This is a genomic window from Stenotrophomonas sp. C3(2023) (assembly GCF_032911385.1).
In the GTDB taxonomy this organism is placed as follows: Bacteria; Pseudomonadota; Gammaproteobacteria; order Xanthomonadales; family Xanthomonadaceae; genus Stenotrophomonas.
The window spans coordinates 2,281,058-2,306,925 of record NZ_JAWJLO010000001.1 but is presented as its reverse complement, the minus strand read 5'-3'; the positions used below and the strand labels follow the sequence as shown (position 1 = coordinate 2,306,925).

Here is a 25,868-nt window from a genome sequence, read left to right as displayed (position 1 = left end):
CCCGGCATGCCCCCATGCAGAGGGCAACCCGTGATGGAAACCGCCTGATGATTCCCTTGTCGATTCTCGACCTCGCTCCGGTCTGCGAGGGCAGCGATACCACCGCTGCGTTCGCCAACATGCTGGAACTGGCCCAGCATGCCGACGCACTGGGCTACCGCCGTTACTGGCTGGCCGAACACCACAACATGCCCGGCATCGCCAGCGCGGCCACCGCTGTGCTGATCGGCCACGTCGCCGGCGGCACCCAGCGCATCCGTGTCGGCTCGGGCGGCATCATGCTGCCCAACCACGCGCCCCTGCAGGTGGCCGAACAGTTCGGCACCCTGGCCTCGCTGTACCCGGACCGCATCGACCTGGGGCTGGGCCGGGCCCCGGGCACCGATCAGCCGACGGCGCGCGCGCTGCGCCGCTACTTCGACAGCGCCGACCAGTTCCCGCAGGACGTGCGCGAACTGCTGCATTACTTCGAGCCGGTACAGCCGGGCCAGGCAGTGCAGGCCGTGCCCGGTGGGGGCCTGCGGGTGCCGGTATGGGTGCTCGGCTCAAGCCTGTTTGGTGCGCGCATGGCCGCGTCCATGGGGCTGCCGTACGCCTTTGCGTCGCACTTTGCGCCCGACGCGATGGAGGAAGCCCTGGCGGTGTATCGCCGTGAATTCCGTCCCTCGGCCACGCTGCAACGACCGCACGCGATGCTGGCGCTGAATGTGGTGGCCAGCGACAGCGAAGCCGAATCCCGCCGGCTGTTCACCAGCCAGCAGCAGAGCTTCGTCAACCTGCGCCGCGGTCGGCCGGGCAGGATTCCCGCGCCCATCGACGACATCGAGGCGTTCTGGACGCCGCAGGAAAAGGCCGGCGTCGAGCGCGCGCTGGCCTGCACGGTGCTTGGCGATGCAGGCCAGGTGGCCGAGGGCATCGCGGCGTTCGTCGAGCGTTACCAGCCGGACGAGTTGATGCTGACCGCCAACCTGTACGACCACGCGGCGCGGCTGCGTTCGTTCGAATTGACCATGCGGGCCTGGCACGCGCACCACGCCAGCTGAACGCGCACGCCGGTTGAACGTCGGCATCACGCCACATTGCGCGGTGCCGACGTTTCATGGAGGTCATCTTCCAACAGGAGCCTGGCATGACCGACACCCGATCCGACCATATCGCCCAGCTCGCCGAGCTCATCAAGGATGTGGAGGTGGCGATGTTCACCACCACGGGCGTGGATGGGCGTCTCTACAGCCGTCCGCTGGGCACCCAGCAGGTCACCTTCGACGGCGACCTGTGGTTCGCCACCGCCGCCGACAGCCCGAAGGTCGCTGAGATCGCGCGCAATCCGCGGGTCAATGTGGCGTACGCCTCGCCAGGCAAGAACACCTACGTGTCGGTGGCCGGCGTCGCGCAGGTGATCGACGACCGCGCGAGGATCGAACAGCTGTGGTCGCCGGCGATGAAGCTGTTCTTCCCCGGCGGCAAGGACGATCCGAATCTGCGCCTGATCCACGTGCGTGCCGAATCGGCCGAGTACTGGGACGGCCCGGGCACGCTGCTGGGCAAGGCGCTGGCCTTCGTGCTCTCGGCGGTTGAAGACGAGCCCAAGGCGCTGGGCGATAACGGGTTCGTCGACCTGCGCTGATCGCTGGCCCGACTCCTTCCGACCCTGCAAAAGCCAATGCCGGCCACTGGCCGGCATTGGCTTTTGCAGGGTTGGCGCAAGCGCAGATGCCTGCCGCCGGCGCGGACTAGAACCAGCGCTGGAACAGCTCAACGGTGTAGGTCACCAGCTGCCCCGAGCTGAAGCCGAAGAAGACGATCGCGGCTACCGCGCCGATCCAGTTGACCAGCATCAGCGCGCCATCACGCTCGAGCAGGGCCAGCGCGAAGAGCAGCAGCTGGAACCCGAACAGGTAGTTGGTGAAGGGGATCGGCAGCGACAGCAGGATGCCGAGCAGCACCAGCAGCAGGCCGCTGAACGCGTGCGAAGGCACGGGCACCAGCAGCTGCGGCAGGCGCGGCTTGAGCAGCCGGTCGAGGCGGCGCAGCGGCCGCTCCAGGCGGTCGAGAAAGCGATGCATGGTGCCGCGTCGCGGACCGCGCCGGGCAATGAAGACCGGCAGCCACGGGCGCCGCATGCAGCACAGCATCTGCAGGCCGATGAGGATCACCAGCGGACCGCTGACCGCACCGCCCAGGCCGGGAACCGGGATGAAGGCGGGCAGGATCGCCACGAACAGGAACACGCCGAACGCGCTCTGCTGCAGATCCTGCAGGATGTGCCCCAGCTGCATGTGCTGGCGCGGGTCGCCGAACTGGAACATCGCCAGCAGCGTGCGGATGCCCTCGTTGCGGTAGCCGGCCTCGGCCTGCGCCGGTGCCGGCTGCGGGTCAGGCGGTGAGTTCATCGGCCTGGTCGTCGGAGAGGGTGCGCAGCAGCAGCTTGTCCACGCGCGCGCCGTCAAGATCGACCACCTCGATGCGCCAGCCGGCCCAGTCGAAATACTCACCGGCATGCGGAATGCGGCCGAAGTAGTGGATGCACATGCCGGCCAGCGTGTAGTAATCACCTTCCTCGGCGTCCGGCAGCTCGCTGCTGCCCAGCAACTCGCGCAGGTCTTCGATGGGCAGCGAACCGTCCACCAGCAGCGAACCGTCCTCGCGGGTCACCACCAGCGCGTCCTCGTCCGCGTTCTCAACAGCCTGCAGCCGCCCCACCACCGCACCCATCAGGTCGCTGATGGTGACCAGTCCCTGGATTTCACCATATTCATCGACCACCAGCGCCATCGACTGCTGCTCTTCGCGGAAGATCTCCAGCAGCTTCATCGCATGGGTCGATTCGGACACATACAGCGGCTCGCGCAGGGTCTGGAACAACGCGGTGTCGCCGCGCGCCATCCGCGTGGCCAGTGTCTTCAGTTCCAGCAGGCCGACCACGTCCTGATCATTGCCACGGTAGACCGGGTAACGCGAGAACTCGTGCTCGGCCATGATCTCCAGGTTGCGCTCCAGCGGGGCCTGCGTGTCCAGCCAGGCCACACGGTTGCGCGGGGTCATCAGGCTGTCGGCGGTGCGGTCGCCCAGGCGCATGACACGGTTCATCATGTCGCGCTCGTGCGAATCGATGACCCCGGCCTCGTGGCTCTCGGCCACCAGCATGCGGATCTCTTCTTCGGTGACCGACGCAACTTCGTCGTTGCCCAGACCAAGCAGCTTGAGCACCAGCTGGGTGGTCTTGGACAGCAGCCAGACAAAGGGCAGGGCGAGCTTGGCGAGCCAGCTCATTGGCATGGCGACCAGTCCTGCTATGGTTTCCGAACGGGTCAACGCCAGCCGCTTGGGCACCAGCTCGCCGAAAATGAGCGTGATGAAGGTGATCAGGCTTACCGCCAGCGCGGTGCCGACATTGCCCGCGTAGGCAAAACCGGGCATCAGCCCACCGATCCAGGCGCTGATGGCCGCACCCAGCGCCTCACCGCCGAGGTAGCCGGTCAGCACGCCGATCACCGTAATGCCGATCTGCACGGTGGACAGGAAGCTCTCCGGCTTCTCGGACAGCTCCAACGCCTTGGCGGCGCGCTTGGAGGTACCGGCCATCTGCTTCAGGCGACTCTTGCGCGAGGTCATGACCGACATCTCGGACATGGCGAAGAAGCCGTTCAACAGAACGAGCGCGAAAACGATCAGAAACATTTCAAACACGGGCGGCATCCCCGGTTGGTGGCAGGGAGGGCGGGTGCTTGCGATGGCGGCAGGCGCTCAGCAACAGAGGCAGGCGCGGCGCTGGGGGATAAGGGTCGTCGTCCATAGGGTGCGCCCGAAGGCGCGCAGGCATCTTAACAAGACAGGGGAGGGCGCGCGCAACTGCCTGTTCAGACTAGCCTTCGAGGCGGGCTGCGGCGCGTGAAGACACGGCTTTTGGCGGTCTGGTCTACCCGGATGGGTCATCAAACCGTCATAATTCGCCTTGGTGCCGTCCTTCCCGCGACGGCGAACAGGTTTTTCAATGTTCTCTCTGCAGACCATTTTCGGCTCCGGCAAACAGTTCTACACCCTGCTCGATGAAGCGGCCGTCGCAGCCTCCGACGCAGCCAAGGCGCTGCACTCGATGCTGCGCGAAGCAGACCGCCAGCCGGCACTGGACGCCTTCAAGCTGGCCCGCCTGCGCGAACGCGCCGCCTCGGACAAGATCAGCCAGGCGCTGGTGGACAGTTTCATGACCCCGATCGAGCGCGAGGACATCGAAGCGCTGGGTTCGGCGCTGTACAAGATTCCCAAGCAGATCGAAAAGTTCGCTGATCGCTATTCACTGGCCACGACCCACCTGGAGCACATCGATTTCGCGCCGCGCGCGGCGATGCTCGAACAGGCCGCCGGCGTGGTGGTGGAGATGGTGGCCGACCTGCGCCACATGAACCTGGACCGGATGACCGCGCTGAACGAAAAGCTGCGCTCGCTGGAAAACGAAGCTGACCGCCTGATGCTGGAGCTGTACCGCGACATCTATTCCGGCCGCCTAGACAACCTGCAGATGTTCCTGCTCAAGGAGTTCTTCGAGATCCTCGAGAAGGCCATCGACCGCTGCCGCGAAGCCGGCGTGGTGGCGTACCAGATCGTGTTGAAGAACAGCTGACGGGCCGCCACTGATGCTCACCCTTGTCCTGGTGGTGATCCTGGCCGCGCTCGTCTTCGAGTTCATCAACGGCTTCCACGATACCGCCAACTCCATCGCCACCGTGGTGGCCACCAAGGTGCTGTCGCCCGGCTGGGCGGTGATGCTGGCGGCCTTCATGAACCTCATCGGGGCACTGACCGGCACCGCGGTGGCGTTGACCATCGCCTCCGGCCTGCTCAACACCAATGTGGTTGAAGTGACCCCGCAGGTGATCCTGTGCGCCCTGCTGGGCGGCATCATCTGGAATCTGATCACCTGGTGGAAGGGACTGCCGTCGTCGTCCTCGCATGCCTTGATCGGCGGCCTGTGCGGTGCTGGTCTGGCCGCCGCGCACAACAACTGGGATGCGCTGATCTGGTCCGAGCGTCTTGGCAGCTGGGCCCAGAACAAGGGCCTGCTGTGGAAGGTCTTCGTGCCGATGATCACCTCGCCCATTGCCGGCTTCCTGCTGGGCATCGTGGTGATGCTGCTGCTGTGGGGCCTGATTGCAGGGCTGGCAAAAATCGGCGGCATGCTCGGTCGCCTGGCCCGTCCGCGCATCGTCAACGCCTTCTTCGGCAAGGCCCAGATCGTGTCGGCGGCCTACATGGGCTTTGCCCACGGGCATAACGACGCGCAGAAGACCATGGGCATCATCGCGATGACCCTGATCGGCGCCGAAGCCACCGGTGCACTCGATCAGCTCCCGTCCTGGCTGGCCTTCATGCATCCCGACGCCCATGCCGGTGACGGCATCGCGATGTGGATCGTGCTGACCTGTGCCGTGGTGATGGCCGCCGGCACCGCCTCGGGCGGCTGGAAGATCATCAAGACCCTCGGCCACAAGATGGTCAAGCTGCACCCGATCCACGGTTTTGCTGCAGAGACCAGCTCGGCCACGATCCTGACCCTGGCCGCGCACTTCGGCATGCCGGTCTCGACCACGCACAGCATTTCCACCGCGATCATGGGCGTAGGTTTTGCCAAGAACCCCCGCTCGCTGAGGTTCGGCGTGATCGAGCGCATCGTCTGGGCCTGGATTCTGACCATCCCCGCCGCCGGCGGCTGCGCCTACCTGATCCTCAAGCTGTTCGAACTGTTCGGCTGGACCTGACCCCCCAGCCCGGAAACAGAAAAGCCCGCCGGAAACGGCGGGCTTTTTTGTGCACAAGCCAGAAACAACCTGGCAGTCAGCAACAGCAACAACAGCAACAACAGCCACAACAGCCACAACAACAACAACAACAACAACAACAGCGTGACGACCAACGGTCGTCACCTACCAGGTGCGTTTCTGCCGTCCATCGGAGTGTGTCGGAGGTGGGGCGGTGTGGGTTTGTGGGGGTGTGGAGCGCCATGGATGGCGCGAGACAAGGCACGCAGGACGCAGTTTTTGCCGTCCCCCGCAAACCCACACCGCCCCACCCAACAAACAGCACCACCCAGCCGACGCTCCCGCCGTTGCTGTTGCTGTTGCTGTTGCTGTTGCTGTTGCTGTTGCTGTTGCGGTTGCGGTTGCCGTTGCCGTTGCCGTTGCCGTTGCTTCAGGCGGGTGCCGGGCCGCAGGCCCGGCAATCCAGAACCCCTCAATTACGCTCGAACATCGCCCGTACATCCCGTCGGAACGCCGCCTGGCTGTCCGCCCGGCTGTAGAACATATGTCCGCCCGGATAACTGCGCACCTGCACCCGGTCCGGATCGCTCCCCATCACCGGCATCTGATCCACCGTCAACACCGAACCCATGAACGGGCACGACAGATCGTTCCAGCCGTGCACGATCAGCACCTGCAGCTTCGGATCGATCGCCACCGCCTGGCGCAGCTGCGTCACCGCACCCGCGCGCAGGTCGGCATTGCGGTCCCACATCCGGTTCACCTCGTAGTTCAGCGCCTGATAGCGCCCATCTACCTTCCAGCCCACCACCCGCGTCACGAAGTCGACCATGGCCGTCGTGGTGGGAGCAATGATGCTGTCCAGCAGCGGATCATTCGCGCGCTGCTCGGGGTCGTTCGGGAACGGATCGAACGCGGTCACATTGGCGTCATAGCGGCTGCCCAGCGTGCCCTTGTCCCGGAACACCTCGCGCAGGTATGCCTGGGTCTCCAGGCGTCCACCCGCCCGTCGCACATACTGCGGGTCCAGCCCGGTCATCGCGGTGACCCGACGCAGCATCGCCTCGGTGGCCTGCGGATCACTGCGGCCCTTCATCAGCGCCGTGGCGTAGTCGCCGCGGGTGTACTCGATCACCTCGCGCATGGCCGCATCGGTCAGCCGGCCCTCGCGCTCCAGATGCGCCGCCGCGATCGACGGCAGCGTCTGCATCCAGGCCATCGGCGAAACATCGGCGTTGTCCTCCAGCGTGGGGCTCAGGTACGGCGAGACCAGCACCAGGCCGTTCATCGCCACCCCCAGCCGGGTCTGCAGGTAGTGGGTGATGCGCGGGCCGCGGTAGCCGCCGTAACTCTCGCCGGTGAGATACTTTGGCGAGGTCATGCGCTGGTTGCGCAGCAGCCAGTCGTAGATGCTGCGCGAAAGGTATTCGATGTCCGCCTGCGGCGTGTAGAGCTGCTTCCTGGCGGCTTCGTCACTGATGCGCGCGCGGCTGAAGCCGGTACCGACCGGGTCGATGAACACCAGGTCGGTGAAGTCCAGCCAGGTGCCCGGGTTGTCACGCAGGGTAGCCGGGGCCGAAGCGCTGTCGCCCTCCGAGCCGAAGGTGACGACCTTCGGACCGATCGCGCCCAGATTGAGGTACACCGATGATGCGCCCGGGCCGCCGTTGAGGGCGAAGGTCACCGGTCGGTTGCGCCCGGGCAGCGTATAGGCGGTGAACACCACGTCGGCGATCACCTTGCCCTGGGCATCGCGCACCGGCAGGGTGCCGACGCTGGCGGTGTAGTCCAGCGTGCGGTTGTCCAGACGCATGCTCTGGCGCACCGATGCATCGGCGGGCAGGGTGGCGGCCTGGGCGGTGTCGTCGGCTGCCCCGGCGTCGGGCGTGGCGGCCAGCACGGCGGGTGAGGCGATCAGCAGGGCGGCGCACAGCGCAGCCGAATGCAGCAGGGACGTCATGGCACCACGCACTGTTTCAAGAAGATTCGATGCTGGGGTGCCCAGGGCGGCGCCGCATGTGTCCAAAGCCATGGCCGGCGCCAACCGCCACATCCGGCACGCCGGGCAGAGGCGCCCGGCGCCATCGGTGCATGAGCTGCAACTCAGACCTCCAGCGAGGCCAGGTCGCCCTTGGTTTCCAGCCAGCCCTTGCGGTCGGATGCACGCTTCTTGGCCAGCAGCATGTCCATCAGTGAATGGGTCTGCTCGCCATCGTCGATGGTCAACTGCACCAGGCGACGCGTGTCCGGGTGGATGGTCGACTCGCGCAGCTGGGGCGGGTTCATTTCGCCCAGGCCCTTGAAGCGCGTCACGCTCACCGCGCCCTTGATCTTCTCGCGTTCGATCTTGTCCAGCGTGGTGCGCTTTTCTTCCTCGTCCAGCGCGTAGAACACCTGCTTGCCCACGTCGATGCGGAACAGCGGCGGCATCGCCACGAACACATGGCCGGCATCGACCAGCGCCGGGAAGTGCTTGAGGAACAGCGCGGTCAGCAGGGTGGCGATGTGCAGGCCGTCCGAGTCGGCGTCGGCCAGGATGATCACCTTGCCGTAGCGCAGGCCACTGATGTCCTCCTTGCCCGGGTCACAGCCGATGGCGATGGCCAGGTTGTGCACTTCCTCCGAAGCAAGGACGCTGTTGGAAGACACTTCCCAGGTGTTCAGGATCTTGCCGCGCAGCGGCATGATGGCCTGGAAATCCTTGTCGCGCGCCTGCTTGGCACTGCCGCCGGCCGAGTCACCCTCCACCAGGAACAGCTCGGTGCGCGACAGGTCCTGGCTGATGCAGTCGGCGAGTTTGCCGGGCAGGGCGGGGCCCTGGGTGACCTTCTTGCGTACGACCAGCTTTTCGGTCTTCAGGCGGGCGCTGGCGCGCTCGATGGCGATCTGCGCGATCTTCTCGCCCAGCTCCACGTTCTGGTTCAGCAGCAGGCTGAACGCATCGTGCGCAGCGCCTTCAACGAAGCCTGCCGCCTGGCGCGAGGACAGACGCTCCTTGGTCTGGCCGCTGAACTGCGGGTCGGTCATCTTCAGTGACAGCACGAAAGAGACCCGGTCCCACACGTCTTCCGGGGCGAGCTTGACGCCGCGCGGCAGCAGGTTGCGGAAGTCGCAGAACTCGCGCAGCGCCTCGGTCAGACCGGTGCGCAGGCCGTTGGCGTGGGTGCCGTGCTGTGCGGTCGGAATCAGATTGACGTAGCTTTCCTGCACCAGCTCGCCTTCCGGCAGCCAGGCCACGGCCCAGTCGACAACCTCGGTTTCCTTCTTGAGGTGGCCCACGAACAGGTCCGCCGGCAGCGACTCGCGCTCGCCCAGTTCGGCCTTCAGGTAATCGCGCAGGCCGTCTTCGTAGTACCAGGTATCGACTTCACCGGTGGCTTCGTCGGTCAGCTTGACGGTCAGGCCCGGGCACAGCACCGCCTTGGCGCGCAGCAGGTGCTTGAGCGCGCGCACGGCGAATTTCGGCGTGTCGAAGTACTTCGGGTCCGGCCAGAAGCGCACGCGGGTACCGGTGTTCTTCTTGCCCACAGTGCCGACCACTTCCAGCGGCGTGGCCCGGTCACCATTGCGGAAGGTGATGCGGTGCTCGGCGCCTTCGCGCTTGATATGCACCTCCACCAGCGTGGAGAGCGCGTTGACCACGCTCACGCCCACGCCATGCAGGCCGCCGGAGAAGGTGTAGTTGTTGTTGCTGAACTTGCCGCCGGCGTGCAGGCGGGTCAGGATCAGCTCGACGCCGGGGATCTTTTCCTCGGGGTGGATGTCCACCGGCATGCCGCGACCATCGTCGCTGACTTCGACGCTGCCATCCTTGTACAGCGTGATCTCGATGGAGCGGGCGTGGCCTGCCAGGGCCTCGTCGACCGAGTTGTCGATCACTTCCTGCGCCAGATGGTTCGGGCGCGCGGTGTCGGTGTACATGCCAGGGCGGCGCTTGACCGGGTCCAGGCCGGACAGGACTTCAATATCGGCGGCGTTATAGCGGGCGTTCATCTATCTTCTAACGGGAGCGCGGAGCGACGCGCAAGTGTGCGGTCTGGGCGGCGATTTTGCACGCCTTCAGCCGGAGGCGGCCCCGGCGCGGTAAAATCGACATGCTGGAATCGCATCCGGCTCCCCGATCGCCGTGAGGAGGACTCCATGAAGAAGTTGCTGACCATCGCCATTGCCGCCGCCGCTGTGGCAGCCGTGCCGCTGGTGCTGGCCCAGAACGCCGGCCAGCCCAATCCGCCGACCGACCAGGGCGCGCAGGCCGATCCGGCCAAGGCCGAAGCGGAAGCCAAGGCCAAGCGCCGCGCACAGGCCAACGCCGAGATGAAGGCCAAGGGCCAGCAGACCAGCGAGCCCGAGGAGGAAGAAGAGGCCCGCCGCCGCCGCTGACCATGCTGTCGTGTCTTGCTGCAAACGCCCCGCCTGCCGGGGCGTTTGCCGTTCTGGCGACGACAACCGCTTGGGCTTGGCGCCATCTGTCTGTAAACTATGGCTTTCCGGGAGCAGTGTGTGTCCACCATCAGCGAACGCGCTGGCCCAGCCCTGTCCGGGCGCCAGCAAGGCAGGACGCAGGTGACGGTTTCGACGACCGGCACGGCCCTTCCGACCTCGCTCGATGGCCACGCCCCGATGTGCCACCGCGACGCGGCCCGCACCTTTCCCGCCCTGGCGGCGAACCGGAAAACCCCGATCACGTCACGCCCGGCACCCTCCGCCGCGCGCGGCCATGCCGTTTTCCATCTTTCTACAGGACGCTCTCAGCCATGACTCCATTGATTTTCGTAACCGGCGGCGTGGTGTCCTCGCTCGGCAAGGGCATTGCCGCTGCGTCGCTCGCTGCGATTCTCGAAGCCCGTGGCCTGAAGGTCACGATGATGAAGCTCGACCCGTACATCAACGTCGATCCGGGCACCATGAGCCCGTTCCAGCATGGCGAGGTCTATGTGACCGACGACGGTGCCGAGACCGATCTGGACCTCGGGCATTACGAGCGTTTCGTGCGCACCCGTCTGAGCCGCCGCAACTCGGTGACCACCGGCCGCATCTACGAGAACGTCATCCGCAAGGAGCGTCGGGGTGACTACCTCGGCGCCACCGTGCAGGTCATTCCGCACATCACCGACGAGATCCGCCGCTGCATCGACGAAGCCACCGAAGGCTACGATGTGGCGCTGGTGGAGATCGGCGGAACCGTGGGCGACATCGAGTCGCTGCCGTTCCTGGAGGCGATCCGCCAGGTGCGCACCGAGCGCGGTGCGGAGAAAGCGCTGTTCATGCATCTCACCCTGGTGCCGTACATCGGCGCTGCCGGCGAGTTGAAGACCAAGCCCACCCAGCATTCGGTGAAGGAACTGCGCTCTATCGGCATCCAACCGGACGTGCTGCTGTGCCGTTCCGAGCAGGCGGTTCCGGACTCCGAGCGCCGCAAGATCGCCCAGTTCACCAACGTCTCCGAACGCGCGGTGATCAGCGTGCCTGACGTCGACGTGCTGTACCGCATCCCCGCCGGGCTGCACGCGCAGGGCCTGGACGAGATCGTCATCAACCAGCTGAAGCTGGCCGACAAGGCCGGTCCGGCTGACCTGGGCGAGTGGGAAGCGGCTGTCGATGCCACCCTGCACCCCGACGATGCGGTCACCATCGCCGTGGTCGGCAAGTACGTCGACCACCAGGACGCCTACAAGTCGGTCGGCGAGGCCCTCAAGCACGGCGGCCTGCGCCAGCGTACCAAGGTCACCCTCAAGTGGCTGGAAGCGCAGGAACTGGAAGGCACCGACCTGTCCGCACTGGCCGATGTCGACGGCATTCTGGTCCCCGGCGGTTTCGGCGACCGTGGCTTCGAGGGCAAGGTGCTGAGCTCGCAGTACGCCCGTGAGAACAAGGTGCCGTACTTTGGCATCTGCTACGGCATGCAGGCTGCGGTGGTCGATTTCGCGCGGCACGTGGCCGGGCTGGAAGACGCCAACAGTACCGAGAACGACCGCCAGTCGCCGAATCCGGTGATCGGCCTGATCACCGAGTGGCGCACCGCCACCGGCGATGTGGAAAAGCGCGACGAGAAAAGCGACCTTGGCGGCACCATGCGCCTGGGCCTGCAGGAACAGCGGCTCAAGCCGGGCACGCTGGCCCGTGAGCTGTATGGCAAGGATGTGGTGGAGGAGCGTCATCGCCACCGCTACGAGTTCAACAACCGCTACCGCACCCAGCTGGAAGACGCTGGCCTGGTGATTGCCGGCAAGTCGATGGATGACACGCTGGTGGAAGTGATCGAGCTGCCGCGCGACGCGCACCCCTGGTTCCTGGCCTGCCAGGCCCACCCGGAGTTCCTGTCCACCCCGCGCGACGGCCATCCGCTGTTCATCGGCTTCATCCGCGCCGCACGTGAGCGCAAGGCCGGCGGCGCGCTGCCGGCCGCCTGAGCCCACGCTGTGCTTGTGATGGCGGCCGCCGGCCCCCATCTGCCACATGAAACCCCAGCGCGCCGGGTCCCCGGCGCCGCGGACAACAAGGAAATGCCATGAAACTGTGTGGATTCGAGATCGGGCTGGACCAGCCCCTGTTCCTGATCGCCGGACCCTGCGTGATCGAGTCGATGCAGCTGCAGCTCGATACCGCAGGCAAGCTGAAGGAAATCACCAGCCGGCTGGGCGTCAACTTCATCTTCAAGTCCAGCTTCGACAAGGCCAACCGCACCTCGGGCACCGCCTTCCGTGGCCCGGGCATGGAAGAAGGCCTGAAGGTGTTGTCCGAGGTGAAGAAGCAGATCGGCGTGCCGGTGTTGACCGACGTGCACGAGTACACCCCGATGGACGAGGTCGCTTCGGTGGTCGATGTGCTGCAGACTCCGGCGTTCCTGGTCCGCCAGACCGACTTCATCCGCAAGGTGTGCGCCGCCGGCAAGCCGGTCAACATCAAGAAGGGCCAGTTCCTGGCCCCGTGGGACATGAAGCCGGTGGTGGAAAAAGCCAGATCGACCGGCAACGAGCAGATCATGGTCTGCGAGCGCGGCGCGAGCTTTGGTTACAACAACCTGGTCAGCGACATGCGTTCGCTCGCGGTGATGCGCGATACCGGTTGCCCGGTGGTCTTCGATGCCACCCACTCGGTGCAGCTGCCGGGCGGGCAGGGCACCAGCTCCGGTGGACAGCGCGAACACGTGCCGGTGCTGGCGCGTGCGGCGGTGGCTGTCGGTATTTCCGGCCTGTTCGCCGAGACCCATCCGGACCCGTCCAAAGCCCTCTCCGACGGCCCCAACGCGTGGCCGCTGGACCAGATGGAAGCGCTGCTGGAGACCTTGATGGAACTCGATGCGGTAACCAAGAAGCACGGTTTCTCGCGCTTCGCGTGAGGCCCGTAGCGAACGGCCGCGCGCGGCCGTGGGGAGCGATCGCGCTGGCGCTTGCAGTACTGGCCTGGGCCGGTCTGCTCGGCGGCGTGCTCGTCTTTCTCTCCAGCATGGGCATGCCCGGCGATGGAGCGCAGGGTATGGCTGCCGCGCACGGCGGGCTGATGCTGGCGCTGGGCGTGCTGGTGGCCGGCAGCGCCGGCAGTACCATCGCCTCGGTGCTGGCGTGGCGTAGTGGGCACGGCCGCGCCCGTGCTGCGGTGGCGGCCCTGCTGCTTGGCGTGCTGGTGCTGGTGCTGGGCGTCCCGCTGCTGCGCTGAATCCGTCCCGCCGCAGGGCGTCGCGGTGCGCCTCTCGCACCGGCATTTGGCAATACCGGGGCCGCCGGAGATAATCACGCGGCAATGCGCACGTCGCATCCCTCTACAGACAGGTATCCGGTCCGCCCATGAGTACGATCCGCAGCATCCATGCCCGTGAAATCCTCGACAGCCGTGGCAACCCCACGCTGGAAGCCGATGTCATCCTGGAGGACGGCTCGTTTGGTCGCGCCGCGGTTCCCTCGGGCGCTTCGACCGGCACCAAGGAAGCGGTGGAGCTGCGTGACGGCGACAAGACCCGTTACCTGGGCAAGGGCGTGCGCGATGCGGTCAACAACGTAAACACGACCATTGCCGCCGCCCTGCAGGGCGCTGATGCGGCCGACCAGGAAGCGCTGGACAAGCGCCTGATCGACCTTGACGGCACCGACAACAAGGGCCGCCTCGGCGCGAACGCGCTGCTGGGTGTTTCGATGGCTGCCGCGCATGCAGCCGCTGCCTCCAGCAGGCAGGCCCTGTGGCAGTACCTGGGCGGCAAAACCGGTGTGGCGCCCTCGCTGCCGGTGCCGATGATGAACATCATCAACGGCGGCGCGCACGCCGACAACAATGTCGACTTCCAGGAGTTCATGGTGCTGCCGGTGGGCTTCACCTCGTTCTCCGAATCGCTGCGCGCCGGTACCGAGATCTTCCATTCGCTCAAGTCGGTGCTCAAGGGGCACGGCCTGAGCACTGCCGTGGGCGACGAGGGCGGCTTCGCGCCGGACTTCCGCAGCAACGTCGAAGCGCTGGACACCATCCTGGAGGCCATCGGCAAGGCCGGCTACACCGCCGGCGAGGACGTGCTGCTGGGTCTGGACGTGGCCTCCAGCGAGTTCTACGACAACGGCAAGTACAACCTGGTCGGCGAGAACAAGCGGCTGACGTCGGAGCAGTTCGTCGACTTCCTGGCGGACTGGGCCGCCCAGTACCCGATCATCACCATCGAAGACGGCCTGGCCGAGAATGACTGGGCTGGCTGGAAGCTGCTGACCGATCGCATCGGCAACAAGGTGCAGCTGGTGGGCGATGATCTGTTCGTGACCAACCCGCGCATCTTCAAGGAAGGCATCGACAGCGGCACCGCCAACGCCATCCTGATCAAGGTCAACCAGATCGGCACGCTGACCGAAACGCTGGAAGCGATCGCCATGGCCGACCGTGCCGGCTACGCCGCCATCGTCTCGCACCGTTCGGGCGAAACCGAAGACACCACCATCGCCGACATCGCCGTGGCGACCACCGCGACCCAGATCAAGACCGGCTCGCTGTGCCGCAGCGACCGCGTGGCCAAGTACAACCAGCTGCTGCGCATCGAGGAAGCACTGGGTGCCGGCGCGCGTTATGCCGGTCGCGATGCGTTCGTCTCGCTGAAGCGCTGAGACGATGCGCAACTGGCGCTGGCTGCTGCTGGTGCTGGCCCTGCTGTTGGCATGGCTGCAGTACCGTTTCTGGTTTGGTCCGGGTAATTCCGGTGAGGTGATGACGCTGGAAGCGCAGGTACAGCATCAGGAGCGCGACAATGAAGGACTGCAGCAGCGCAACGATGCGCTGGCTGCGGAAGTGCAGGACCTCAAGGAGGGCCAGGCGGCCATCGAAGAGCGCGCGCGCAGCGAGCTGGGCATGATCAAACCCGGTGAGAAGTTCTACCGCGTGGTCGAGGACGCTCCGGTGCTGCCGCCGCGTCCGGCCGCCGCCGCTGCCACGGGCAACGATCTGCCCGCGGAAGTGCCATGAGTGCCGCGATCTGGGCGGTGGTTCCTGCCGCCGGTCGCGGGACCCGCTTTGGTGCGCCGCTGCCCAAACAGTACCTGCAGGCCGGTGGCCGGATTCTGCTGGCCCACACGCTGGATGCGCTGCTGGCCCATCCGGCGGTGGCCGGCGCTATGGTCGTGCTGGGCGCCGATGATGCCGACTGGCCGGGCTGGTGCGAGCGTGCCGGCAAACCGGTGCTGACCTGCATTGGCGGCGCCACCCGCGCCGATTCGGTCCTGGCAGGACTGCAGGCGCTGCCGGAAAGCGTTCGGGCGGACGAGTTCGTCCTCGTCCATGATGCGGCGCGGCCGAATCTGGCGCTGGCCGATCTGGGCCGGCTGCTCGAAGTGGGGCGTGCCGACCCGGTCGGGGCGATCCTGGCCGCACCGGTGCGCGACACCCTCAAGCGTGCCGGTGACGACGGTGGCATCGACGGCACCGAGCCGCGCGAGCGGTTGTGGCGGGCGCTGACCCCCCAGCTGTTCCGGCGCCATCAGCTGAGCCGGGCGCTGGCCGAGGCCGCCGCTGCCGGCGTGCAGGTCACCGACGAGGCCATGGCCATGGAACGTCAGGGCCAGCGGCCGTTGCTGGTGGAAGGCAGTGAAGACAACTTCAAGGTCACCACGCCGGCCGATCTGGACCATTTCGAGTTCATTCTTTCCCGCCGCGCCGACTGATCCGGCGCGCACTGCAAAGGTTGTTTCCATGAGTACCACTGCGTTCCCGCCCGTGCGTATCGGCCAGGGCTACGACGTCCATGCCTTCGGCGCGGGCGACCACATCATGCTCGGCGGCGTGCGCGTGCCGCACACGGCCGGCGTGCTGGCCCACAGCGATGGCGATGTGATTCTGCACGCACTCTGCGATGCGATGCTCGGGGCACTGGCGCTGGGTGATATCGGCCAGCATTTCCCGCCCAGCGACGACCGCTGGAAGGGCGCCGACAGCAGTGCGTTCGTGCGCCACTGCGATGCGCTGCTGCGCGCGCGCGGATGGCGCGTGGGCAACACCGACATCACCGTCATCTGCGAGCGGCCCAAGGTGGGCCCGCACGCGCTGGCGATGCGCGAACGCATTGCAGCGCTGCTGCAGTTGCCACTGGATGCGGTCAGCGTCAAGGCGACCACGTCGGAGAAGCTCGGCTTTACCGGCCGGGAAGAGGGCATCGCGGCGCAGGCCGTCGTCCTGCTGGTGGCGGCATGATTCCGTTGCCGTTGGCCTTTGGCGACGCGTTGTGGGACGCCGCGCGGATCCGCACCACACCCGACGACTTCCAGGTCGACGAACTGCCGGCGTTCGAGGCGACCGGAGAAGGCGAGCACCTGCTGCTGGACATCCGCAAGCGCGGCGCCAACACCGTACACGTGGCGCGTGTGCTCGCGCAGTGGGCCGGCCTGCCGGAAATGGCGGTCAGCTATGCCGGCATGAAGGACCGCCACGCGGTGACTACCCAGCGTTTCAGCGTGCATCTGCCCAAGCGCATCGCACCGGACGTGGCCGCGTTGGCCAGCGACGAGATCCAGGTGATCAGCGCGACGTGGCACAACCGCAAGCTGCAGCGGGGGGCGCTGGCCGGCAACCGTTTCAGGCTGGTGCTGCGCGGCGTGCAGGCCGACCACGACCGGGTGGACGAGCGGCTGCAGCAGATCGCCCGCCGTGGCCTGCCCAACTGGTTTGGCGAGCAGCGTTTTGGCCGCGATGGCGGCAATGTGCCGGCCGCGCTGGCGATGTTCGGCGGCCGCCGCATGCGCCGTGACCAGCGCTCGCTGCTGCTGTCGGCGGCCCGCTCGGCATTGTTCAACCGGGTGCTCGCCGCCCGCGTGGAGCAGGGCAGCTGGGACCAGCCTGTTGATGGTGAAGTGTGGATGCTCGATGGCAGCCGCAGCGTGTTCGGTCCCGAGGCGTACAGCGAGGTGCTGGCCGAGCGTCTGGCCCGCTTCGACATCCATCCCAGCGGCCCGTTGTGGGGCGCCGGCGAGCTGCGCAGCAGCGGTGAGTTGGCTGCCTTGGAGCAGGCTGCGCTGGCGGACGAAGAAAGCCTTGCCCTGCGTGCCGGTCTGGAGGCCGAAGGGCTCAAGCAGGAGCGTCGCGCACTGCGGCTGCGACCGGCGTTGATGCAGCACCAGTGGTTGGGGGAGCAGACACTGGAGATCGCGTTCGCACTGCCCCCGGGCTGCTACGCCACCGCCGTGCTGCACGAGCTCGGCCCGATCGTGGACGCCTCGCAGGAGTCTGCAGTCCAGGAAGTTCCCGCCAACGCCTGAGTCCGGCATGGCGGGCAGGGAACCAACAGCAGCAGCGTGACGACCAACGGTCGTCACCTACCGGATCCGCTGCCCGCGCCAGAGCAGTTGTGCTGCGGCCGTCGCCGTTGCCGTTGCCTGCCTTGCCGTGGCCGCGATGTATCGGGGAGGGGCGGGAGCGGCGTGCGGGGGCGTCGAGCGCCAGGGATGGCGCGAAACGAGGCCCGCAGGAGCGGCTTTTGCCGTCCCCCGCAAGCCGCTCCCGCCCCACCAGACCGCAGCACCGCCCAGCCCGCCAAATGGCTGTTGCCGTTGCCGTTGCTGTTGCTGTTGCCGTCGCAGTGGTTGTTGCTGTGGCTTCGGCGGGGTGCCGGGGCGCAGCCCCGGCCAACAATCCCCTACCGGGCCAGCAGCACCAGCACCGCACCGGTGCCCCCTTGGCCGCTCGGCGCCGAATGAAACGCCAGCACGTCCTGCCGCAGCCGCAGCATCCGGTCCACCAGGTTCTTCAACACCGGCGCACTGCCATCAGCCTGCAGGCCCTTGCCGTGGATGATGCGCACACAGCCATGGTCATGCGCATGCGCTTCCTGCAGAAACTGTCGCAACAGGCGCTCGGCCTGCTGCGCCGTCGCGCCGTGCAGGTCCAGCTCGTCCTGCACCGAATACTGGCCCTTCTTCAGCCGCTGGAACATGCGCGGCGGCAGCGTCTCGCGCCGGTAACTGGCGGTGTCGCCCGCTTCCAGTGGCGTGCCATCGCGCAGCAGACGCGCGAACTCGCCCGCAGCCTCGGCCTCGTCCAGCTCGGCCATCCGGGCGCGCGGCCTGGGACGGGGCGGGACGGCGGCAGGCGCGCGCGTGCTGACCTTGCGCAGCGGCTTCACCTCGCCGATCGCGGAGCGGAACAGCTCGGCCGGGTCTTCGTCTTTCGGATGCGACATGGTGTCATCGTAAACCGGGCGGGCAGAACTGCCTATGTGTGCGCCGGATGACCCATGGCAGGGTAGGCCGTGCGGCGCGCATGCGGCACAATACAGGACGCACTTGCGTGGTCGTCGCCGCCACCTGGGGAACGCCGCGACCACGCCCACGACGGCAAGTGATGGAAACGAATTCTTGAACAATCAAGCGGTTAAATCGCAGACGCGGGTTCTGGTAAGCAACGATGATGGTGTCGATGCGCCGGGCATCCGCATGCTGGCCGAGGTCCTGCGCCAGGCCGGCCATGAAGTCACCGTCGTCGCGCCTGACCGCGACCGTTCCGGCGCCAGCAATTCGCTGACCCTGGACCTGCCGATCCGGGTACGCCGCATCGACCATTACACCGCCGCGGTTGCCGGCACGCCGACCGACTGCGTACACCTGGCCCTGACCGGTCTGCTTGAGTTCGAGCCGGACATCGTGGTCTCGGGCATCAACAACGCCGCCAATCTCGGCGACGACGTGATCTACTCGGGTACCGTGTCTGCCGCGATGGAAGGGCGTTTTCTCGGTCTTCCCGCCGTGGCCGTATCGCTGGTCAGCCAGGGCCACGACCCGAAAAATTTCGAGACCGCTGCCCGCGCTGCGGTGGAGATCGTCGCCCGGCTCAAGGCCGACCCGCTGCCTGCCGACACCATCCTCAACGTCAATGTGCCCGATCTTCCCTGGGGACAGGTCAAAGGCTTCGAGGTCACCCGTCTGGGCAACCGGCATCGGGCTGAAGGCTGCATCGCACAGAAGGATCCGCGCGGCAACCAGGTCTACTGGATCGGACCGGCCGGTCGCGAGCAGGACTCCGGCCCGGGTACCGACTTCCATGCCGTGCGTACCGGTTTCATTTCCATCACGCCCCTGCAGGTCGACCTCACCCGCTACCAGGCGCTGGAAAAGGTCGCCAGCTGGGTCGGTGGCCTCAGTGCTGCACTGGACCGGCCGGCATGAGTCAGCGCCTGCGCCTGCAGCCCGAAGCCGTGGGCATCGGCATGACCTCGCAGCGGGTGCGTGACCGTCTGGTCGAGCGTCTGCGCGAAGCCGGCATCGTCGACGAGCCGACCCTCAATGCGATCCGTGTCGTGCCCCGGCACCTGTTCATCGACGAAGCACTGGCCTCGCGCGCCTACGAGGACACTGCCCTGCCGATCGGTCACGGCCAGACCATTTCCCAGCCCTGGGTGGTGGCGCGGATGACCGAGGCGGTGCTGCAGATAACGCCTCGGCGCGTGCTGGAGGTTGGTACCGGCTCGGGTTACCAGGCCGCGGTGCTGGCGGCGATCGGACTGGAAGTGCATACCGTTGAACGCATCGGTGACCTGCTGCGGCAGGCGCGCAAGCGGTTCCGTGCGCTGGGCATGAATGTGCGCAGCAAGCACGACGACGGCCGTGTGGGCTGGCCCGAGCATGGTCCGTTCGATGCGATCGTGGTCACCGCTGCGGCGCCCGCGCTGGTGGACGCACTGGTCGAGCAGCTGGCCGTGGGCGGACGACTGGTGGCCCCGGTTGGTGGCCCCGGCGCGCAGTCGCTCATCCAGCTGGACCGTCTGCAGGACGGCAGCATCGAACAACGCGTGTTGGCGCCGGTCACCTTTGTGCCGCTGCTGTCTGGCATGCTGGACTGATCAACGGAGCACGACATTCATGAAGATTTTTGGGCCGCTCTACGAGCGGGCGTTGAAGTGGGCCAGCCATGAGCGTGCGCCAACCTACCTGACGGTGCTGAGTTTCATCGAGGCGATCATCTTCCCGGTGATGCCTGAGGTGATGCTGGCGCCGATGTGTGTGGCCCAGCCCAAGCGCGGCTGGTGGTTTGCCACGCTGAGTCTGGCCGGTTCGCTGGCCGGTGCGCTGGTGGGCTATGCGCTGGGCCATTTCGCGTTCGAGGCGGTCAAGCCGCTGCTGGCTGCGATGGGCATGCTGCCGGCCATTGAAAGCGGCATCGCCGTGGTGCAGGAAAAGATGGCCGAATCGCCCTGGGCGGTGTTCACCTTCCTGGTACTGGGCGGCTTCATGCCCATTCCGATGAAGGTCTTCACATGGGCTTCGGGTATCGTCGGGGTGCCGATGCTGCAGTACGTGCTGAGCATGATCATCGGCCGTGGCAAGCGGGTCTACCTGCTGGCCGCGGTCATCCGCATTGGTGGGCCGCGTGCGGAACTTGCACTGCGGCGCTGGATTGAACCGCTGGGCTGGGTGGCCACCGGATTGGTGGTGCTGCTGGTCGGTGTGCTTGTCTGGAGGGCGAAGTTCGCATGAGTGCAGGTTTCAACAAGGGAGCGCGGATTGCAGTGGCGCTGGTGCTGGCTTCGACATTGGCCGGCTGTGGCACCGCAACGGTGGTCCGTCCTTCCGGCGGCGCGATCTCCACCACGCCGAAAACCTCGGTCGCCCAGCCCGGCAAGTCGGTGCGTGTGCAGAAGGGCGACACCATCTATGCGCTGGCGCGCATCCACAGCATCACGCCGGCCGACCTGATCGCCTGGAACAGCCTGACCAACCCGTCCACGATCTATCCGGGCCAGGTCATCCGCCTGTATCCACCGGGCGCCAGCAGTGGCCGGGCGCCGACCACGGTGGTCACCGCCCCGCGCGCCGGCAACGGCACGACCGCCAGCAGCCCGGCAACCTCAACCCCGGCGGCGGCCCCGGTGCGCAGCAACATCAGCTGGCGATGGCCGGCCGACGGCAGCATCGTGGGTCGTTTCGTGGCCGGCGAGACCACCAGGCAGGGCGTGGACATCGCCGGCACCAGCGGGCAGGCAGTCAAGGCTGCCGCCGACGGCGTGGTGGTGTATTCCGGTGCCGGCCTGGTCGGTTATGGCGAGCTGATCATCATCAAGCACAACGAGCAGTGGCTCTCTGCGTACGGGCACAACCGCAAGCGGCTGGTCAACGAAGGCCAGAACGTCAAGGCGGGCCAGCAGATCGCCGAGATGGGGCGCACCGGTGCCAACCGGGACATGCTGCATTTCGAGATCCGTTACAACGGCAAGCCGGTGGACCCGCAACAGTATCTGCCAGCCCGATAGGCGCTGGCAGACGACCCGCCACAACCGCACCGGTAGAGCCGACCCCACGGTCGGCTGCTCTCCGGACAGATCGCGCTGACCCCGCGCTTCAGCCGTGCAGAATGAACGCGGCGGCGACCTTGCGCCCTTCGCTGGCCAGAATATTGAACGTGCGCGCGGCGGCGGCGTTGTTCATCACTTCCAGGCCGATACCACGGCCCAGGCAGGCCGCCATCAGCTGCGCCGACGGGAACACCTGCGTATCGCCGGTGCCCAGCACGATCAGCGCCGGGTTCTGCTCCAGCACCGGTTGCAGGTGCTCAAGCGTGAGCTCGCCGACGCCGCTCACCGGCCAGTCCTGCACCAGCGTATCGGGCGTCAGCCAGAAGCTGCGCTGCAGCTCGATGTCGTTGACCCGTGCGCTGCGGCCACTGGCGGCCCGCAGTGAATAGGTGAAATCGGGGAGTTCGTGGGTAAGCTGCATCCGGTCCTGCTCAGCCGCGCGGCAGCACGATCTGGCGCTTTTCCTTGCTGGGGCGGTAAAGCACCGCGGTATGGCCGATGCGCTGCACCAGCGCGCTGCCGGTGCTGCTGGTCAGCTCGGCGATCATGGCATCGCGGGCTTCACGGTCCTCGGCCGCCACTTTCACCTTGACCAGTTCGTGCAGCTCCAGCACTTCCTCCAGCTGTGCCACGAACGCCGGGGTGACGCCCTTGCCACCAATCTGCAACAGGGCCTTCAGGTCGTGGGCTTGGCCGCGCAGGAAGCGGGTCTGGGAAGAGGTCAGGGCAGTGGACATGCAGGAAAGCGCGGTGACTTGGGGCGATCAGGGTATCATGACCACCCCATCTGGCCGTAATTCTCAATGGTTTCCCGCAGCAAAAGCAGCCAGCGCTGGCTCAAAGAACACTTTTCCGACCCCTTCGTGAAGAAGGCCCAGGCCGAAGGCATGCGCTCGCGTGCCGCCTACAAGCTCGAAGAACTGCTCGAACGTGACCGGTTGCTGAAGCCGAACATGGTGGTGGTCGATCTGGGCGCCGCGCCGGGCGGCTGGTCACAGCAGGTCCGCCGGCAGATGGGCGACACTGGCAGGGTCCTCGCGCTGGACATCCTGGACATGCCGCCGCTGGCCGGGGTCGAGTTCCTTCACGGTGACTTCAGGGAAGAAACCGTCCTATCGGCATTTGAAGCCATGCTGGGCGATCAGCCGGTGGACCTTGTGCTCTCCGATATGGCCCCCAATAAGAGTGGCATGGACGCGGTGGACCAGCCGCGGATGATGCATCTGGCCGAGCTGGCGCTGGATTTCGCCGACAACCACCTCAAGACCGGTGGGGCGTTCCTGATCAAGCTGTTCCAGGGTGTGGGCTTTGACGACTACGTGCGCGAGATGCGCCGCCGGTACGACAAGGTCTCCATCCGCAAGCCGGAAGCTTCGCGCAAGCGTTCGCCCGAGGTTTACGCCCTGGGGCAGGGCAAACGCGCCCAGATCAAGTAAGCTCGAACCCGCAAGCCCGAAACCCACGCGACACGCAAGCACTGAGAGGAACGCCGGAGCCAATGAGGATGAACGACTTGACCAAGAACCTCCTGCTATGGGTGGTCGTCGCCGTCGTGCTGATGGTGGTCTTCCAGAGCTTCTCCCCCAAAACCAGTGGCGGGGCGGCGCAGGGCGCGACCTATTCGCAGTTCCTGGACCAGGTGGACAACGGCAACGTGCAGAAGGTCACCTTTGCCGGTGACATGCGCGGTGGCACCACCGAGCTGACCTACACCACCCGCAGCGGCCAGACCGCCACGATTCCGGCGCCGTTCGACCGCGATCTGATCAACGTGCTGCGGACCAAGAACGTGGAAATCGTCCAGCAGGAGCCCTCCAGCGGCTTCTCGCTGGGCGCGATCCTGATGAACTTCCTGCCGGTGCTGCTTATCATCGGCTTCTGGCTGTTCATGATGCGCCAGATGCAGGGGGGGGGTGGTGGTGCCAAGGGCGCGATGTCCTTCGGCAAGTCGCGTGCCAAGCTGCAGGGCGAGGACCAGATCAAAGTGACCTTTGCCGACGTCGCCGGCTGTGACGAGGCCAAGGAAGAGGTCGGCGAGCTGGTCGACTTCCTGCGCGACCCGTCCAAGTTCACCAAGCTGGGCGGCAAGATCCCGCGCGGCGTGCTGATGGTCGGCCCGCCCGGCACCGGCAAGACGCTGCTGGCCAAGGCCATCGCCGGCGAAGCCAAGGTGCCGTTCTTCTCGATCTCCGGTTCGGACTTCGTGGAAATGTTCGTGGGCGTCGGCGCCAGCCGCGTGCGCGACATGTTCGAGCAGGCCAAGAAGCATGCCCCGTGCATCATCTTCATCGACGAAATCGACGCGGTCGGTCGCCACCGTGGCGCCGGTCTGGGCGGTGGTCATGACGAGCGCGAGCAGACCCTGAACCAGCTGCTGGTGGAAATGGACGGCTTTGAGGGCGGGGAAGGCGTGATTGTCATCGCAGCCACCAACCGTCCGGACGTGCTCGATCCGGCGCTGCTGCGCCCGGGCCGTTTCGATCGCCAGGTGGTGGTCGGCCTGCCGGACGTGAAGGGTCGCGAGCACATCCTCAAGGTGCACATGCGCAAGCTGCCGCTGGCCGGCGACGTCGAGCCGATGGTGATTGCGCGCGGTACCCCGGGCTTCTCGGGTGCCGACCTGGCCAACCTGTGCAACGAGGCCGCGCTGTTCGCCGCGCGAGGCAACGAGAAGGAGGTCCGCATGGACCACTTCGACCGCGCCCGCGACAAGATCCTGATGGGGGCCGAACGCCGCTCGATGGCCATGAGCGAGGAGGAAAAGACCCTCACCGCCTACCACGAGGCCGGCCATGCCATTGTCGGCCGGCTGGTGCCCGAGCACGATCCGGTCTACAAGGTCACCATCATCCCGCGCGGCCGTGCGCTGGGTGTGACCATGTACCTGCCGGAGGGCGACAAGTACTCGATGAACCGCGTGGCCATCAAGTCACAGCTGTGCTCGCTGTATGGTGGCCGCGTGGCCGAGGAGCTGATCTTCGGCGCCGACAAGGTCACCACCGGTGCGTCCAACGATATCGAGCGCGCGACCAAGATGGCCCGCAACATGGTCACCAAGTGGGGCCTGTCCGACCAGCTGGGTCCCATCGCGTACGGCGAAGAGGATGACGAAGTGTTCCTGGGCCGCTCGGTCACCCAGCACAAGAGCGTGTCCAATGACACGGCGCGCCGCATCGACGAGGAAGTGCGCAACATTCTCGACGAAGCCTATGCGCGCACCACCGAGCTGATGACCGCCAATCTGGACAAGCTGCACGCCATGTCCCAGCTGCTGCTGCAGTACGAGACCATCGATGCGCCGCAGATCGACGCCATCATGGAAGGCCGCGATCCGCCGCCGCCGGCCGGCTGGGGCAAGTCGAACAAGGATGGTGGTGGCAACGATTCAGGCGGTGACGCCCGTCCGCTGCCGCCGATTGCAGGACCGGCCGAGCAGCACTGAGTGCGCCACTGCTGATCCGCAGGAAAGACAAGGCCGGGGTGACCCGGCCTTGTCCGTTCAGGCCGTCAGCGCCGCAGCGGCACGGCTTGGGTGACAATAGCGGTCGTTTCCGCTCTTTGATGGTCATTGCCGCATGTCCCAGCCGCCGCGTCCCGAACCGATTTCCCACACCCTCGAGATGGTGATCGCCACCGTGGTGGGCGTCGCCGTCGGCCTGGGCACCGACAACCTGCTGCTCGGCTGCGCTGTCGGCATCGGGCTGGGCATCGTCCTGAGCATCGCAAAGACGCTGTACGTGGACCGCAAGCGCCGCCGCTGAGGCCGACGTGCGCGGCAGGCGGGGCTGACCGACGCTTGCATTGACCCACCGCAGGGAGCAGCATGCGGCGGACGGCCGCCATGGTGGCAGCCGCTGAATCCGGGGAATTCGATGAAGCCTGTCTACCCGCTGGCCCTGCTTGGGCTGGTGCTGGCGGCGCCTGCGTGCGCTGCCGATATCCGCGTCAACCAACCGGTGCCGTACGCCGAGAACGCGATCATCGCCGAGGCGATCAAGGCCGAGTGTGGCATCGGTACCACGCTGTCGGTGGAGCTGGCGACCAAGGCCAACGCGCTGGGCAATACCTTGATTGAGGGCGCGGTGGGGGCCGACAGCGGCGCGGGTCGATCGCTCAAGCTGGAGTTCGTGGAAGCGCAGAGCGCGGGAAATGCCTTCATCGGTCACTTCAAATCCGCTGCGGTGCGCGGCGAACTGTATGAAGACGGGACCCGTGTGGCGACCGTGACCGCGCGCCGCATCTCCCGTGGTGGCGCCCTGGGGGGCTTCAAGGGCTCGTGCGCGGTACTGGACCGGGTGGTCACCGCGATCGCCGGCGACCTGGCGACGTGGCTGGCAGCGCCCACCGACAGCGCACGGCTGGGCGACTTCTGA

Annotated in this window: 28 protein-coding genes; 21 read left to right on the top strand and 7 right to left on the bottom strand. The window is 66.5% G+C overall.

Annotation, left to right across the window (positions count from 1 at the left end):
- Window positions 1-47: 47 nt before the first annotated feature.
- Together RZA67_RS10345 and RZA67_RS10340 are read left to right on the top strand one after the other, a co-directional pair.
- The gene (locus RZA67_RS10345; protein ID WP_317212668.1) at window positions 48-1,043 is read left to right on the top strand and encodes an LLM class flavin-dependent oxidoreductase; all 996 of its coding nucleotides are present in this window, start codon (window positions 48-50) and stop codon (window positions 1,041-1,043) included.
- An 86-nt stretch (window positions 1,044-1,129) separates the two neighbouring features.
- Window positions 1,130-1,627 carry a pyridoxamine 5'-phosphate oxidase family protein gene (locus RZA67_RS10340; protein ID WP_317212667.1) on the top strand — a complete coding sequence of 166 codons (498 nt, stop codon included), beginning with the start codon at window positions 1,130-1,132 and terminating at the stop codon, window positions 1,625-1,627.
- A gap of 106 nt (window positions 1,628-1,733) precedes the next feature.
- Here RZA67_RS10340 and RZA67_RS10335 read toward each other — a convergent pair whose 3' ends face one another.
- The gene (locus tag RZA67_RS10335) at window positions 1,734-2,393 is read right to left on the bottom strand and encodes an exopolysaccharide biosynthesis protein (protein ID WP_317212666.1); all 660 of its coding nucleotides are present in this window, start codon (window positions 2,391-2,393) and stop codon (window positions 1,734-1,736) included.
- Window positions 2,377-3,681, bottom strand: coding sequence for a hemolysin family protein (locus RZA67_RS10330; RefSeq protein WP_317212665.1), 1,305 nt, complete (start codon window positions 3,679-3,681; stop codon window positions 2,377-2,379). Before RZA67_RS10330 ends, RZA67_RS10335 begins: the two co-directional genes overlap by 17 nt.
- 313 nt (window positions 3,682-3,994) lie before the next feature.
- On the opposite strand from RZA67_RS10330, the gene RZA67_RS10325 reads away from it, so the two are divergent.
- Both RZA67_RS10325 and RZA67_RS10320 read left to right on the top strand, forming a co-directional pair.
- Window positions 3,995-4,621 (top strand): DUF47 family protein, encoded by a 627-nt coding sequence (locus RZA67_RS10325; RefSeq protein WP_004152833.1) that lies wholly within the window; start codon window positions 3,995-3,997, stop codon window positions 4,619-4,621.
- A 13-nt stretch (window positions 4,622-4,634) separates the two neighbouring features.
- Window positions 4,635-5,756 (top strand): inorganic phosphate transporter, encoded by a 1,122-nt coding sequence (locus RZA67_RS10320; RefSeq protein WP_317212664.1) that lies wholly within the window; start codon window positions 4,635-4,637, stop codon window positions 5,754-5,756.
- 472 nt (window positions 5,757-6,228) lie between these two features.
- Here the strand turns inward: RZA67_RS10320 and RZA67_RS10315 are convergent, their stop codons facing one another.
- Window positions 6,229-7,716, bottom strand: a complete 1,488-nt coding sequence (locus RZA67_RS10315) for a S10 family peptidase (RefSeq protein ID WP_317212663.1) — start codon at window positions 7,714-7,716, stop codon at window positions 6,229-6,231.
- A 143-nt stretch (window positions 7,717-7,859) separates the two neighbouring features.
- Window positions 7,860-9,749, bottom strand: a complete 1,890-nt coding sequence (parE, locus tag RZA67_RS10310) for a DNA topoisomerase IV subunit B (RefSeq protein WP_317212662.1) — start codon at window positions 9,747-9,749, stop codon at window positions 7,860-7,862.
- Window positions 9,750-9,896: 147 nt separating this feature from the next.
- Between parE and RZA67_RS10305 the strand changes: the two genes are divergently transcribed.
- The 9 genes from RZA67_RS10305 (at window position 9,897) to truD (ending at window position 17,470) form a co-directional block, all read left to right on the top strand.
- Complete coding sequence (locus RZA67_RS10305) at window positions 9,897-10,136, top strand: hypothetical protein (protein ID WP_317212661.1); 240 nt, start codon at window positions 9,897-9,899, stop codon at window positions 10,134-10,136.
- Between the two features lie 374 nt (window positions 10,137-10,510).
- Entirely contained in the window at window positions 10,511-12,166 is a 1,656-nt protein-coding gene (locus tag RZA67_RS10300) for a CTP synthase (protein WP_317212660.1), read from the top strand.
- Between the two features lie 98 nt (window positions 12,167-12,264).
- Entirely contained in the window at window positions 12,265-13,095 is an 831-nt protein-coding gene (kdsA, locus tag RZA67_RS10295; protein ID WP_317212659.1) for a 3-deoxy-8-phosphooctulonate synthase, read from the top strand.
- Window positions 13,092-13,412 (top strand): hypothetical protein, encoded by a 321-nt coding sequence (locus tag RZA67_RS10290; protein ID WP_317212658.1) that lies wholly within the window; start codon window positions 13,092-13,094, stop codon window positions 13,410-13,412. The genes kdsA and RZA67_RS10290 overlap by 4 nt, the downstream gene beginning before the upstream one ends.
- Window positions 13,413-13,540: 128 nt before the next feature.
- Window positions 13,541-14,833 carry a phosphopyruvate hydratase gene (gene eno, locus RZA67_RS10285; protein ID WP_317212657.1) on the top strand — a complete coding sequence of 431 codons (1,293 nt, stop codon included), beginning with the start codon at window positions 13,541-13,543 and terminating at the stop codon, window positions 14,831-14,833.
- A 4-nt stretch (window positions 14,834-14,837) separates the two neighbouring features.
- Window positions 14,838-15,188 (top strand): cell division protein FtsB, encoded by a 351-nt coding sequence (ftsB, locus tag RZA67_RS10280; RefSeq protein ID WP_317212656.1) that lies wholly within the window; start codon window positions 14,838-14,840, stop codon window positions 15,186-15,188.
- Window positions 15,185-15,883: a 2-C-methyl-D-erythritol 4-phosphate cytidylyltransferase gene (gene ispD / locus RZA67_RS10275; protein WP_317212655.1), complete on the top strand. Its 699-nt coding sequence runs from the start codon at window positions 15,185-15,187 to the stop codon at window positions 15,881-15,883. The genes ftsB and ispD overlap by 4 nt, the downstream gene beginning before the upstream one ends.
- A 28-nt stretch (window positions 15,884-15,911) precedes the next feature.
- On the top strand, window positions 15,912-16,409 hold the full coding sequence (gene ispF, locus RZA67_RS10270; protein WP_317212654.1) for a 2-C-methyl-D-erythritol 2,4-cyclodiphosphate synthase: 498 nt from the start codon (window positions 15,912-15,914) through the stop codon (window positions 16,407-16,409).
- Window positions 16,406-17,470: a tRNA pseudouridine(13) synthase TruD gene (gene truD / locus RZA67_RS10265; protein WP_317212653.1), complete on the top strand. Its 1,065-nt coding sequence runs from the start codon at window positions 16,406-16,408 to the stop codon at window positions 17,468-17,470. Before ispF ends, truD begins: the two co-directional genes overlap by 4 nt.
- 377 nt (window positions 17,471-17,847) lie before the next feature.
- Here truD and RZA67_RS10260 read toward each other — a convergent pair whose 3' ends face one another.
- Window positions 17,848-18,390 carry a Smr/MutS family protein gene (locus tag RZA67_RS10260; protein WP_317212652.1) on the bottom strand — a complete coding sequence of 181 codons (543 nt, stop codon included), beginning with the start codon at window positions 18,388-18,390 and terminating at the stop codon, window positions 17,848-17,850.
- A gap of 175 nt (window positions 18,391-18,565) precedes the next feature.
- Between RZA67_RS10260 and surE the strand changes: the two genes are divergently transcribed.
- From surE to RZA67_RS10240, 4 genes are read left to right on the top strand one after another with little or no spacing between them, the layout of a single operon-like run.
- Window positions 18,566-19,372 carry a 5'/3'-nucleotidase SurE gene (gene surE / locus RZA67_RS10255; protein ID WP_317212651.1) on the top strand — a complete coding sequence of 269 codons (807 nt, stop codon included), beginning with the start codon at window positions 18,566-18,568 and terminating at the stop codon, window positions 19,370-19,372.
- A complete protein-coding gene (locus RZA67_RS10250; RefSeq protein ID WP_317212650.1) occupies window positions 19,369-20,046 on the top strand; it encodes a protein-L-isoaspartate(D-aspartate) O-methyltransferase in 678 nt (225 codons plus the stop codon). The genes surE and RZA67_RS10250 overlap by 4 nt, the downstream gene beginning before the upstream one ends.
- A 19-nt stretch (window positions 20,047-20,065) precedes the next feature.
- Window positions 20,066-20,680 (top strand): YqaA family protein, encoded by a 615-nt coding sequence (locus RZA67_RS10245; RefSeq protein ID WP_317212649.1) that lies wholly within the window; start codon window positions 20,066-20,068, stop codon window positions 20,678-20,680.
- Window positions 20,677-21,453, top strand: coding sequence for a peptidoglycan DD-metalloendopeptidase family protein (locus RZA67_RS10240; RefSeq protein WP_317212648.1), 777 nt, complete (start codon window positions 20,677-20,679; stop codon window positions 21,451-21,453). Before RZA67_RS10245 ends, RZA67_RS10240 begins: the two co-directional genes overlap by 4 nt.
- An 88-nt stretch (window positions 21,454-21,541) precedes the next feature.
- Here the strand turns inward: RZA67_RS10240 and RZA67_RS10235 are convergent, their stop codons facing one another.
- Window positions 21,542-21,916, bottom strand: a complete 375-nt coding sequence (locus RZA67_RS10235) for an Mth938-like domain-containing protein (protein ID WP_317212647.1) — start codon at window positions 21,914-21,916, stop codon at window positions 21,542-21,544.
- A gap of 10 nt (window positions 21,917-21,926) precedes the next feature.
- A complete protein-coding gene (gene yhbY / locus RZA67_RS10230) occupies window positions 21,927-22,232 on the bottom strand; it encodes a ribosome assembly RNA-binding protein YhbY (RefSeq protein WP_317212646.1) in 306 nt (101 codons plus the stop codon).
- A gap of 66 nt (window positions 22,233-22,298) precedes the next feature.
- On the opposite strand from yhbY, the gene rlmE reads away from it, so the two are divergent.
- The 4 genes from rlmE to RZA67_RS10210 all read left to right on the top strand — a co-directional run bounded on the left by rlmE (window position 22,299) and on the right by RZA67_RS10210 (window position 25,868).
- Entirely contained in the window at window positions 22,299-22,931 is a 633-nt protein-coding gene (gene rlmE / locus RZA67_RS10225; RefSeq protein WP_317212645.1) for a 23S rRNA (uridine(2552)-2'-O)-methyltransferase RlmE, read from the top strand.
- Window positions 22,932-22,999: 68 nt separating this feature from the next.
- Window positions 23,000-24,937: an ATP-dependent zinc metalloprotease FtsH gene (ftsH, locus tag RZA67_RS10220; RefSeq protein WP_317212644.1), complete on the top strand. Its 1,938-nt coding sequence runs from the start codon at window positions 23,000-23,002 to the stop codon at window positions 24,935-24,937.
- 133 nt (window positions 24,938-25,070) lie between these two features.
- Window positions 25,071-25,256: a hypothetical protein gene (locus tag RZA67_RS10215; protein ID WP_317212643.1), complete on the top strand. Its 186-nt coding sequence runs from the start codon at window positions 25,071-25,073 to the stop codon at window positions 25,254-25,256.
- A gap of 111 nt (window positions 25,257-25,367) precedes the next feature.
- Complete coding sequence (locus RZA67_RS10210) at window positions 25,368-25,868, top strand: hypothetical protein (protein WP_317212642.1); 501 nt, start codon at window positions 25,368-25,370, stop codon at window positions 25,866-25,868.